Raw genomic sequence first — 13,968 nt, forward strand, 5'->3', positions numbered from 1 at the left:
TTAAAATAACTATCGGTGCGCTGTCACTATGGAAACTGAAGTGTTTTTCTTAGTTTCTATGATCGCTAACGATTCGTGAAAGGAGGAGGTTTTCTTTTCTGCGCCTTTTTTTAAAAAAATTTCTGTTCTTTAGCAAACTTTCAAAATTTGAGTTATCATATACCTTTTTTTAGCATTGGAAAGTAAGTTTATCAATTATAAGGGAGCTACTTTACATTATCTGAAGTATGGCAATGGAAGTAAAGCTCTCATCTGTTTTCATGGATATGGCCAGGATGCTTCCGTTTTCCAGCCACTTGTTAAAAGATTAGGAACAGAATACACACTATTTTCATTTGATTTATTCTTTCACGGAAAAAGTGAATGGAAGAATTGTGAAACTCCTTTATCAGCAGACATTCTGGTCAGTGCTTTGCAGAAGCTTACCGTTCAGGAAAATGTAAGTGATATCAATTTATGTGGATATAGTTTGGGAGGAAAGGTGGTAATGAGTATTCTTAAAAATTCAAAAATAAAAATCAATAAGCTATTACTGATTGCCCCGGATGGGATACAAACTAACTTTTGGTATGACTTAGCTACTTACCCTTACTGGGCAAGAAAAATCTTTAAGCATACCATTTACCATCCATTCTGGTTCTATATCACCATCAACGCCTTAGAAAAAATGGCCCTTCTGGATAAGGGTGTAGTAAAATTCGCAAAATCCCAGATGAATAATGTTAGCAACAGAAAAAAAGTATATTCTACATGGCTTACATACAGAAAGCTCAGACCAACGCCTGAATCTTTAGCAAATAAAATCAATGAGGAAGAAATTCAGCTAGTAATGTACCTTGGAAAATATGATAGAATCATTACTCAGCAAAGTGTGGAACCTCTGCTAAAACGATTAAATCAATTTGAGTTATTTATGCTCAATACAGGTCATAACAATCTGATCAAAGAAGTGGCGAAGGATGAGCTGTTTGTGTTTTGATCACTTCTTTTTATTGCTGATCGTCTTTCCTTTTGTGCTCATCGTGAGTAAGTCAAAGTCAATTAAATAGGCACAGGAAAAACTGAAAACATGGTTTGAATAGTTCAGGTCATCGTCAAAACCAAGTATATCAATGTACTGAGTTTCGAGCCTGGCCATATTGGTATGACCGAAAGTATACCTGAAATCCAACATGAGACGATGCTTCTGGATGGGTAACAAACCACCAAAACCTACATCAATTCCTAATAAAAACCGATTTGGATGAGTAACCACCATTATATTTTCATCAGCTTGATTTTGATCAAAAGTAATGGTGTAATGAAGCTCCTCCAGATTATATTCCGCTAACTCTCCGGTTCGTAACACTCCTTTACCTCCTAACCAATAAGAAACGTTTGGCCCTGCGTTAAAGTAAAATTGGTTAAACCCTAAGCTATGAGATACTCTAATCAAAACAGGGAGTGAAATAAAGTCGTATTTTTCCTGGTTAAAATCAGCTGTTTCAATTCCCTTCAAGCGCTTAGTTACTTGATTATAGAGCAATTCCGTTTGTAAAGAAAAAAGCTCGCTTACCTTTACATTGCTTACCAATCCTGCATGATAGCCAAGTCCAAAATTGCTATTGAATTGGTCATAGTACTCCTTATTATCATACAAAGCGCGGCTCACCTGCACCCCTGCCTTAGGACCAAGCCTTAGTATTTGTGCATGGGCATAGTTCAGTAGGGCTGAGAGAAAAAATAGTAAAATTACTACGTAAGCATTAATCTTCATCGGAAAGTATGAGTATTTCACGTTTTCTATGTACGATAATTATACCACTCTACATTTGATTTCCTCTTTCCATCAGGTCTTTATTACATAAGCTGAAAAAGGAGTAATTATATTATTCAAATTTATATTAGATAAATACAATTATTCATCAGATAAGGATACTTCTAATACATTGTAATATTCTAATAATTAATTGGCTTAAAATTATCTTATATATCCCTTTCTTTACATATACTATTGTATCGAGTGAGTAGGTATGCTCTTTACTTAAATACCTGACCCTTATGAAACACTTATACAAATACTTAAGCATAATATTTTTTCTATTTTCATTGACTGCCCAAGCACAAGTGGAAATTTGTGGAGATGGAATAGATAATGATGGTAATGGATTTGCAGATTGCCTTGATCTTGAAGCAAAATGCTATTTGACAGATCCGAACTGTGGAATTGAATCTGATTGTGGAAATGGTGTAGATGATGATGGTGATGGCTTTGTAGATTATTATGATGGCGACTGTCTTGATGATCCAGATAATCCAAACGATTATATCACCATTAAACCTGATTGTGAGGCTCAGCCTGTAGGTAATGTCTTTGAAATAGAGCCCGCCTGGGATTCTGATATCCTTACAAGTGCCGCCTTAGGCATGCCTAGTGTGGCTGATTTAGACCAGGATGGATACCCAGAGGTAATTAGTATGAATAGTGAAACCGGCTGGCTCTATATTTTAGACGGGCGGACAGGTGTTACCCTCAACCAAATTAGAATTAAAAACGGAAGTGTATTTGCTTATCCTGCCGTAGGAGATGTTGACGGAGATGGATTTGGAGAAATATTTACGATTGATCTGAATGGTGTTATCCGAGTTTATGAACATGACCTCACATTGAAATGGACGCAGACCAGCAGCTTTACAGGATTTGGTAGGCCATTAGCCCTGGCGGATTTTAACCATGATGGAAGCGCTGAATTGTATACTGTCAACGAAGTCTGGGATGCAGAAACCGGCACACTACTCATTAAAGGAAGTCATGGTAGCAGCATGTATCCTTCGGCAAATAACTGGTATACTGAGCTCAATGCAGTCCCTGTAGCAGTAGAAATTATACCTTCATCACCTGGTTTAGAATTGGTAGTAGGTCACATTATTTATACTGTAAATATTACTAATACCGGAGGAACTGCGGGAAATAGCCTTACTGAAGCTATGAATATGGATGATGCGGGTAACAAACCAGCCGGCTATGCCGGATATCATCCTGCCGACGCTGACTGGGGCAACCAAAATTATAGCCAAACTGCTGTAGTAGACTATAATCTGGATGGAAGTCTGGATGTAATCATGGGAGGCGCTAACGGAGGACATGATGGTCCGACCACTGCTTTCTTTTGGGATATCGCCAATGATGTAGTGAAGACTTATACTGTTTTAAGGCCAGGCAATACGATTCCTGGATTAATCAAAGGCACATTTTCGGATGTCAATGGTAACAATTGTGATAATGGAGACCTCTGCTATTGGGAGAGAGGCTTAGGTAATATTAATATCGCGAACATAGACGATGATGCTGAACCTGAGGCTACTTTTATGTCTGGTTCTTCATTATTTGCACTGGATAATGACTTTACTGAAAAGTGGGCCAATCATGATGATTTCTGGGAATCTTCTTCGGGTGTAACCGGTACTACGGTATTTGACTTTGACGGTGATGGATCATCTGAAATCGTTTATAGAGACGAAATAAACCTATATATCGTAGATGGAACTACAGGTGTCCCATTAAATTTATTGAACGGGACTTATTGTAGTTCCCAAACTCAAGGAGACTATCCAATTGTTGCAGATGTGGATGGAGATGGGGAAACCGAGATTATCGTTTCATGTGGAGAAGAAGAAAATACTTTTGGTTCATCACCAGCCACAAGTGGTACAAGGACAAACGGATTTATCCGTGCTTATAAAGCTGCCGGAGGAAACTATTGGGTTCCTTCTCGTGCCCTTTGGAATCAGACCAATTATTTCAATGTCAATATTAACGATAACTTAAGTATACCAAAGGTTCAGCAGGCTCACCATCTTAATTTTTCCCAGATTTGTAATGATCCTTCTGCCCCAGCATCTTTTTCTCTCAATAAATTTTTGAACCAATCTCCAAGGATTAGTTTCTGTGGCCAATTGACATTCCCTTCACCAAAACTGGATTTCGCAGATGATGGAGTGGTAATCACTCCACCAGTTTGCCCTGATAATCAGTTTGAGGTTAGAGTAGTTTTTGAAAACAATGGTAGTCAGGCAGTAAATAAACCTGTACCTATTACATTTTATGGTGCTAATCCTACAAGCTCTTATAGCAATACGGATGACAGCCCTTATCTGGAAACTGTTGATATAAACGTACCCGGTGGAATTGCAATTGGACAAAAGGTAGATACAACGATTATGGTAAATGCCCTTAGAGGCGCGTTTACACTTTTTGTGTCGCTAAATGATATTGGTCAAATTGATAGTACTGGGGCTCCTATGACCAATGAAGACTTCTATCCACTTACAAAATTAAATGGAAGCATTCGTGAATGTGATGATACTCCTACAATAGTGAGCAAAGCAGTGAATCCCCTCCCTTTTCCAATTAAAGCAGTAAAAGTTAGAGATAATAGAACCTGTCCCGGTGAAGTAAACTTTAATAATGGTGAGCTGCAAGTATTAGCTCCGGATGACACACCCTTTCCGGCATCCAGCTATGCTTTTACCTGGACTGACATTCATACCGGACAGCTTGTAGGAAGCGACGCAATACTTAGTGGTTTAGATTCAGGTACTTATAGAATAGTCGTAGAAAATACTGATTACGGGTGTTTTGGTAACGCAGATACTATAAGAGTTGAGAAGTTTGAAGGCTGGCCGGACACACAAGTCATCACTTTGGAAGAACTACAGCCAGTTTCCAGTTGTACACCTGGTACCGCCGATGGTGAAGCTAGAGTCCTGATAGATAATAATCCGGTGGATGAAACCCAATATGATGTTGAGTGGGCAGTTGAAGAGCAAGATAACATAGATTTAGCCATCGGAGATACTGCTACTAACCTTAAGCCATTACTCTACAAAGTTACTGTAACCAACAAACTTACGGGCTGCTCAGATAGCGAAACTATTGACATGACCTTGGATTTGCCAGAAATGGATCAGCCTGAGGCAACTGATAATACCAACTGTTTAACACCTAATGGTAGTGTTGCAGCTAAACTTCCTAGCGGAAGTACAGCAAGTCTATCTGATTATGAATATATGCTCATCCAACTGAGCCCTGCTCAAGACACCATATTTAACGGCAGCAAACATGTCTTTGAAGATTTGCCCAAAGGAATCTATGAACTAAGAGCATATAACCCAGGCACAGACTGCGGAAGATACAGCAACGGAATTGAAGTAGAAATTGATGATGACTTGCCTATTAATAGTATCACAGCTGATGTAGCTAGTGTTCAGTCTGCATGTAACGCTCCATATAACGGTCAGCTCACCATAACCTCTGATACCATTGAGTATGATTTTACCTGGTATCAAGGCACTATTACCTCAGGACCATCTGCTGTCATTGTAAGTAATACTGCCCTGACTCCTGATACATTGAGCACAACACTCACTGATCAATATACGGTTGTTGCTACCCACATGATAACAAGATGTACCGCTTCATTGGTAGTTACTCTGGATGAAAAAATCATTTTGCCTATAGCAGAAATTTCAAACTTCACGGTTACAGATCAAACCAAATGTTCACCCGATGGAAGTATACAGTCAGTAGTCGCCAATCCGGAAGCAGGAGCTACTTATGTGTATACTTTACTCCAGGGTAGTACCGAATTAGCCAGCAACAATAGTGGGTTGTTTGAAAACCTGGAAGCCGGTCAATATGTAATCAGTATTGAAAATGAAGCTACAGGCTGTGTCTCCATTCCTTCTGATAAAATAGATGTAGGTGAAAATATACCCGCTTTTCCTGCTTATAATATCACTGATTTAGCTGTAACCAACTGTAACAGCAGCAAGCCGGATGGTTCGCTCACGCTGGACTTTAGTGGAGGCAATGACGATTATGATTTCTATTGGTATGTAGGGGTAGATACATCTACACCTGTCAGCCCTCAGCCATCCGTAGCTAATAGTTTAACTAATATTGCTGCTGGTGATTATAAAGTACGAGTAACCAGCGATTCTACTGGTTGTGAGACACTAATTTCTTTAGTGCTGAATGACAATTCTGCTGACTATATGGATCAAATTTCAGCGCAAGTACTTCAAGATCAGCAATACTGTGTAGGTTATAGTGGTAAGGCAAGAGCCAATTTAGTAGCACCTTCGGGTGCAGCAGCCGATACAAGTTTATATACTTTCTATTGGTATGCAGGCAGCAAAAATAATGTTGAAAATAATTCCGCCCCATTAATTAGTGGAGAGAATAATGCAACTATTAAAGGACTGGATGCTGGCACTTATTCCGTGAGAGCTGTAAAAAATGATGGCTCAGGCTGTCACGCTTTAGACACAGCACAAGTGATAATAAATGATGTTAGTGTAAGCCAATATACTGATATTGCGGTGACTATAGTTGAGCAAAGTTCATGTAACTCTAATGATCCTAATGGCTCGTTAATAGGAAATGTTGGAGGGAATAATTCTGATTACACTTTTACATGGAAGTGGGTAGATGGAGGTATTGATAAAGACATTAATTCAACCAATATATCTACAGCCAATATTTCAGATAATGAAATTACAGGCCTGCCGGTAGGCACCTATAAGTTAATAGTTGAGAATAACATCACAGGCTGTTCTGGTTTTCAAGTTGTAACCCTAAATGACAACATTATCCAGGGCAACGAAATACGTTTAACATTAGCAAGTACTGAAGTTTCTTCTTGTACATCTCCTGATGGAGTTGCAGAAGTTACCAATATTGATCTTTCAGAAGATAATGGCGCTACATTTACGATAGCGGATGATCTTAGTAACTATACGTTTGAATGGTATGAAGGAAATAGCACATCTGCTTCAGATTTAATAGATCCAGCGACTCACCCTTCTGCAAATACTGCTAGACTTCAAAATGTAGAGCCTGGAGTATACACCGTTATAGCTAACAATATTGATTCTGAATGTGCCTCAGTATCATATTCAGTAGAAGTAGAAAGTGAAACGCAAAACAACATTAGTTTCACTGTAAGCTTTGATGAACAAGATGACTGTATAAATCCTAATGGAGGAATACATATCACTGCAGTTACAGGTGGATCAGGTACTTATACTTACCAATGGCATACTGGTAGTACTGATGAATATCCTCTTGTTGGAGAAACGAATGCTTCACTAGAGAACGTAAGAACTAGCAAGTACATGTTAAGAATTACTGATCAGGTGAGTGGATGCTATAAGGATGAAGTAATCTCTTTACCGGCAGCAGCTGGTATTACTCCAGTTCCTCCTGCAAATTTAAGTCAGGTTGAGCATGTGAACGCTTGTGTCCCAAAAAATACTGGAAGGCTTGTAGGTGAAGTTGACCCTACATTATTATCTGATCCTAGCAGCTTATTCTTCGGCTATAATGACAGTGATTTCTACTATTACTGGTTTGAAGGTGAAAACCCTAAATATATCAACCCTAGTGCTGATCCTATAGATGATATTAGCAATTTTGATATCATAACCTCTCAACCGACAACTGGTAATAATCAAGCTGAAATTACTGGTCTGGAACCTGGTTTCTATACAGTGATAGTTGTTGATGCATCAAGTGGAAGTCCCGATGGCTGTCGTTCAGAACCTACCACATTTGAGGTAAAATCTATTTCTCAAGCACCAGTAGCTACCGTAATCACAACTCCTGATATATACTGTGTAGGAGACAATGGTACTGCTGATATAACAATTGAGAAAAAGAATGGAGATTCTACACCTTATGATGGTTACTCAATTGTAAGTTCAACCTTAGATGGAAATCCATATACTGCACCGGCATTATCCATAACACAGAATGATGATTTTGGAACTGATCAAACATCTATTCTACTAACAGATTTAAGTCTCGGAAGCTATAGTTTTACCTTTAGAGATAACGAAACTAAATGTGATACTACCATTACATTTGATATAGGTATTAATACTGATATTCCAATCCTCTCCAATGATAATGTTCAATTAGTGAGTCATAAAACATCTTGCAATCCTAATAATGGAGAAGCTGAAGTAATAATTTCTGCTAGTGGAGACGGAATTACCAATTTGTCAGAATATACCTTCTATTGGCATGAAACAGAAGCTACAACAAACTCTGATATAACGGATGCCGCAGTTTATGTTCAAACTGGAGAACAGGCAACTGGCTTGGATGTAGGGGTCTACTATGTGTATGCTATAAATAATACGACAGGTTGTGCTTCTTCATTTCAAACCATTGAAATCAAAGATAAGGTGCCTGCTACTGTAATTGAGCTTGTATCCAATACCCCTGATCGTAATTGTGATACTGCCACGCCGGGAAGCGGCTTGATCAGTATCCGCATCTATGATGAGGATAACAGTGGAAACGTAACTTATCCAGCTGGTGGCTATGATGTCTTATGGGAAGATGAGAATGGTGTAGATGTTACCGCACAAGCAGCCCCCAATGATGGCGATACGAATGGCGGAACGCAGCCTGCGACCACTACCTTAGCAAATCTTTCTGCTGGTGAATATACTGTTTCGGTTATTAACCCTGAGACCCAATGTAAAACAGTTTTAGCAAGGTATACAATTGATTCTGATCCATATTTACCAGAGTTCACTGCAGTTAGTGCTAATATTACTCATAGTACTACTTGTGATGGTAATGGTGAAGTAGTTATTTCCGAAATCAGAGAAAATGGTAATTACATCACAGATTTCACTAATTATAGCTTTGAGTGGTATGAAAGTGATGGAACTACACCAATAACTGATGATTTAGGAAGTACAATTATAGGGAATACTATAACAGGTTTGTCAGCAGACACACTCTATGTTTATGTTACTAATACCACTACAGGTAATTGTACTTCAAATAGTCTGCAAGTAATTATTGAAAATGAGAGTACCCCACCATTGATTTATCAAGAGGAATTATTGCCCTTCATCAGCTGCACAGGCGTTAATGAAGGTGTCATTGAAGTAGCGGGCGAAGAAAGTGATCCGGCAAATGTTCCAGCTTTGGGATATAGATATGAGTGGGCTATGGCTGACGGTTCTCCTATGCCAACTGATGCGGTTTACAATGCCGACAGTAGCAGGGTGAGTAATCTTCAAAATGGCTCTTATCAGGTACTGATGACTAATAAGTCAACAGGTTGTCAAATTTCGGAAACTTATGATATTAGACTAAGACAGGTAACGCCGATACTATTAATGGCTAAACTAGCCGACCAAACTTTCTGCTATGGAAATGGTGAAGCTGAAGTTTCAGAAGTCAGAATGATGGGTAGTACCCTTAATCCTAATGACTTCCGGTTCATCTGGTACGAGAGCGATCTCACAACTGTAATTGCTACTCCCACTTATGGACTGAATGTAAATGCAATGCATGCAGACAGCCTGGTAGCAGGCATTTATTATGTAGTGGCTGAAAATATCCATACCGGTTGTACGGCTTTACCAGTTCAGTTTGAAATTGAAGATAACTCAGAACCTATAATTGTATCGCTGGACGACATTTCAGATCCAATTATAGCATGTGACCCATCAAATTTTCCGGAAGGAGAAATTGAAATAGAAGTCCGAAATAGCACTTCAGTAATTACCAGTTGGTATTCAGGAAATAGTGTTACTAATCCTGCTGATAGTATCCCCGGCTTCAACAACTCACTTGAAATTGAAAATCTGGTTCCTGGTCAATATACCGTATGGGTCATGGATACCTTGACAGGCTGTAGTACCACACGTACCTATACCATTGAAGGCATAGAAGTTCCGCTCATGGTCAATACTTCTTCTACCAATTATAGCAGTTGTATTCAACCGGATGGAACGATTGCCGCTAATATCAATGGCGGAAGTGGTGATTATATCATCAATTGGTTTAGCGGTACTGGTAATGACCTTCAACCCATTGCTTCAGCCAACAATAGTACATTAATAGAAGGTTTGACGAATGGTATTTATACTGTTGTTGTACAAGACAGACGCGAACCATACTGCCAGGAATCACGGGCAGAAATCGTAGTAGAAGATAGTAGAGGGGAGGAAATCATGGTCGTTGTTAATAATGATTTCCAAATGACAAACTGTGATGACAATCTTCCCAATGGACAGCTTAGTGCAGTAGTAAATGGAGAACTTTCACGCTACAATTTCTTCTGGTATAATGGTACTGATACTAACACTAAGCCTATCGCTACCGGTCCGGTAATCGCTGAGCTTGCATCTGGGCAATTTACACTTCTGGCTCGTGATAAAGTTACCGGATGTATCAGTATGCCTTTCACAGGAGAAGTAATTGCTGTAACTGATACTACTATTATTCCTGCCCCTGTCGTAAGCAGTACTCCTGTTACACGTTGTGATTCACCAAACGGAACAGCCACAGCTATACTAGACAGCACCTTTGTTGAGCCAGATGTGGATTATAGATATAGCTGGTATGATACTGAAGGAGAACTAGTCTTTAGCAGCATAAGATCAAATACCGCCAACTTCCTGAGTGCAGGTGAATATACTGTCATAGTTAGTAATGTACTAACAGGCTGTAGCGCTGAAACAGCAACCGTAAGTGTTGGAGAAGACATTTATGTGCCTGAATTTGAAGTTATCAGCACCCCTTCAATCTGTTCTCAGCCTAACGGAACCATCCGTTTAGAGTTTGTAGAACCTATAAAGATTGTAGATGTAGAATGGATAACACCAGACGGTTATGAATCTGGCTTTATCCTGAATAATCAGCCCGCAGGATTCTATGAAGTTACTATTACTGACGATAAAGGCTGTAAACATACCAAAACGGCTGAGATAAAGTCTCAAATTCATGTCTATAATGGGGTATCTCCTAACGGAGACGGTAAAAACGATAAGTTCATGATCAGCTGTATTGAGCAGTATCATGAAAATGTAGTAAGAATTTATAACAGAGCAGGTGCCATAGTATATGAAGACTTCAAATACGATAATGAAAGCGTTTATTTTGAAGGATATGGAAATCGAGGATTATATATCGGAGGAGATGAATTACCTGAAGGTACTTATTACTATATCGTTGATAAGAAAAACGGTGATGAACCTGTTTCGGGTTATCTAGAATTACTGAGATAGTAAGTATGTGATTGGGGGCAAGGAAGAATTGCCCCTAAAAATCAAACCATGAAAGTATGTTAAAATTTTACACACACAGATACTTAATAATACTGATCATTGGAATTTTTGTATTGCTACAGCATTCACTTATTGCGCAGCAAAGACCAATATTTTCTCAGTATATGTTTAATGGATTGGTACTAAATCCGGCTTATGCTGGCAATCAACCTCAGCTCAGTGTAAGCTTACTGCATAGAGATCAATGGGTAAATGTGGATGGGGCTCCTAAAACAAGTAGCTTCATAGCCCATTCTGCTCTAAAAAACAGACCGGTAGGTTTAGGTCTTTTAGTTTCCAGAGATAAAATAGGTGTACATGATGATTACAGCATTTATGGTAGTTATGCTTATAAACTAAATATTGGTGTAGGTACGCTTTCGCTAGGTTTGCAGGCCGGATTCAATTATATGGTCTCAGATTTTACTAAGTTATCTACATTTAACCCTGATGATCCCTTGTTTTACGGAACAGTTACCCGTTTTAGCCCAAACTTTGGTACGGGAGCTTTTTTTAGTAATAAAACTTCTTATGCGGGAATATCAATTCCATATCTCATTAATAATAAAGTTTATGACAAAGAAGACGTGATCTCTGAGGCCAGGGAGGCTCGATATTATTTTGTGACCGGAGGGCATGTCTTTCATGTATCTCCCGGTTTAAAAATAAAACCCTCCGGACTCATTAGAGTACAGGAGGGTCAACCCATAGGTGTGGATATCAATACAAATGTTTTTTTACAAGAAATTTTAAATGTAGGTGCCTCCTATCGTAGCGGGGACTCCATCATCTTGCTATTTGAAATGCTATTGAATAAAAATCTCAGTGTTGGTTATGCATATGATCATACACTTTCTCGTATTCGTAATTACACTGATGGCACCCACGAGTTTATGTTAACTTTCCGCCGTCCATTAGGAAAAGGGCCATGCCACGCTTATTTCTAATGGTCAATCATTTTCACGAATAATAGTTTGGTTTCTGTTAGGCCCAGTGGATATCAAATTGATAGATACACCAACTTCATCTTCCACATATTTAATGTATTTCATCAACTCGTAAGGAAGTTCATCAAAATGTCTGGCATCAGCGAGTGAAGTATTCCAACCTTTAAATGATTTATACACAGGCTTAATTTCACCATCGCATATGTCAAAAGGCAGATGATCGGTTACTTCACCATTTTCCAATTCATAATGCGTGCACACTTTTATTTCCTCAAAACTATTCAATACATCGGCCTTCATCATAAATAGTTCGGTAGCACCATTAATCATTACCGCATATTTTAAGGCTGGAAGGTCCAACCAACCGCAACGTCTTGGCCTGCCGGTAGTGGCTCCGAATTCATTTCCATTTTTTCTTAAAGTCTCTCCTGTTACATCATTCAATTCTGTAGGAAAAGGGCCGGAACCAACTCGGGTACAGTAGGCTTTAAATATTCCCAGTACACTTCCGATATTTTTTGGAGCAACGCCTAAACCTGTACATGCACCAGATGCGATAGTAGTGGAGCTGGTTACAAATGGATAACTACCAAAGTCAACATCTAATAAAGAACCTTGAGCTCCTTCTGCCAGGACAGTGACACTTTCATTGATTTTTTGATTAATCAAATATTCACTATCAACTATGTTATAAGTTTTCAAGAGCTCAACACCTTCAAAAAACTCTGCCTCCAGCGTAGACATATCCTCAACCGCATCAAAATAAGAAAGCTTTCTCTTATGTTCATCAACCAGTTTATGATATCTCTCATTAAAATTATCAGAAAGTATATCACCTACCCTGAGTCCATGACGGCCAATTTTATCCTGATATGCAGGGCCTATGCCTTTTAAAGTTGATCCTATTTTGTCTTTACCTTTTGCTTTTTCATAAGCTGCATCTAAGAGCCTATGCGAAGGAAGGATGATCTGAGCTTTTTTAGAAATGAACAGGTTCTTGGTGAGATCAAGGTTAAAGGATTTCAGCCCTTCTATTTCTTTCTTAAAAATAATAGGATCCAATACCACTCCATTCCCAATGATATTGATAATATCCTGACGAAATATTCCTGAAGGAATTTGATGTAGAACATGCTTAATATTGTCAAATTCTAAAGTATGCCCAGCGTTTGGACCACCCTGGAACCTGGCAACCACCTTGTATTTCGGGGCCAGATAATCTACAATTTTGCCTTTTCCTTCATCTCCCCATTGGAGTCCTAGCAGTACGTCAACTTTCATTAGTTATAATTTCATGATACATTAAAAAAGGTGTCAACAATTGCTGTCAACACCAAAGTTAAGGCTAAAGTAATATAAAATCAGTGAAGATTAACGAGATTTTTCAGCATTCGCTACATCACTTCCCTCTTCAGGCTTATTTACACAATTATCTTTATTGCAGCTTCCATAAAGAATTAGTGAATGATGTTCAACTTTATAATCCAGTAGCTCTCCTACCATTTTTTGAATATTATAGATTCGAGGATCGCAAAATTCAACTACCTTATTACAATCAGTACAAATGAGATGGTCATGCTGTTTGTAGCCATAGTTTTTTTCATACTGAGCGAGATTTTTTCCAAACTGATGTTTACTTACCAGATCACATTCTACCAAAATGTCTAGGGTGTTATAAACCGTAGCTCGACTCACCCGGTAGTTTTTATTTTTCATACTGATGTAAAGGGATTCTACATCAAAATGTCCATCTCTGGAATAAATTTCTTCCAGTATCGCGAAGCGCTCAGGTGTTTTGCGATAACTTTTTTCTTCCAGATAATTAACGAATGTATCTTTTACTTTTTGAAATATGTCTTGGTTGAGTGCCATAAAAGAATTGCTCCTTGGTTACAAATATAGA

The 13,968-nt window shown here is 38.7% G+C and carries 6 protein-coding genes; 3 read left to right on the plus strand and 3 right to left on the minus strand.

The features are described 5' to 3' along the window. Nucleotides 1-175 precede the first annotated feature (175 nt). Nucleotides 176-979 (plus strand): alpha/beta fold hydrolase, encoded by an 804-nt coding sequence (locus OKW21_RS13880; protein ID WP_277480176.1) that lies wholly within the window; start codon nucleotides 176-178, stop codon nucleotides 977-979. On the opposite strand, the gene OKW21_RS13885 is transcribed toward OKW21_RS13880, so the two are convergent. Further along, complete coding sequence (locus OKW21_RS13885) at nucleotides 980-1,777, minus strand: porin family protein (protein WP_277480178.1); 798 nt, start codon at nucleotides 1,775-1,777, stop codon at nucleotides 980-982. It abuts the gene before it with no gap. A gap of 263 nt (nucleotides 1,778-2,040) precedes the next feature. Here OKW21_RS13885 and OKW21_RS13890 point away from each other — a divergent pair, with 263 nt between their 5' ends. After that, nucleotides 2,041-11,079, plus strand: a complete 9,039-nt coding sequence (locus OKW21_RS13890; protein WP_277480180.1) for a T9SS type B sorting domain-containing protein — start codon at nucleotides 2,041-2,043, stop codon at nucleotides 11,077-11,079. 56 nt (nucleotides 11,080-11,135) lie between these two features. Continuing rightward, nucleotides 11,136-12,065, plus strand: a complete 930-nt coding sequence (locus OKW21_RS13895) for a PorP/SprF family type IX secretion system membrane protein (RefSeq protein ID WP_277480182.1) — start codon at nucleotides 11,136-11,138, stop codon at nucleotides 12,063-12,065. 3 nt (nucleotides 12,066-12,068) lie between these two features. Here the strand turns inward: OKW21_RS13895 and OKW21_RS13900 are convergent, their stop codons facing one another. Continuing rightward, on the minus strand, nucleotides 12,069-13,346 hold the full coding sequence (locus OKW21_RS13900) for an adenylosuccinate synthase (protein WP_277480184.1): 1,278 nt from the start codon (nucleotides 13,344-13,346) through the stop codon (nucleotides 12,069-12,071). Nucleotides 13,347-13,436: 90 nt separating this feature from the next. Further along, entirely contained in the window at nucleotides 13,437-13,937 is a 501-nt protein-coding gene (locus tag OKW21_RS13905; RefSeq protein WP_277480185.1) for a Fur family transcriptional regulator, read from the minus strand. Nucleotides 13,938-13,968 lie beyond the last annotated feature (31 nt).

The organism is Catalinimonas alkaloidigena (genome assembly GCF_029504655.1).
Lineage (GTDB): Bacteria > Bacteroidota > Bacteroidia > Cytophagales > Cyclobacteriaceae > Catalinimonas > Catalinimonas alkaloidigena.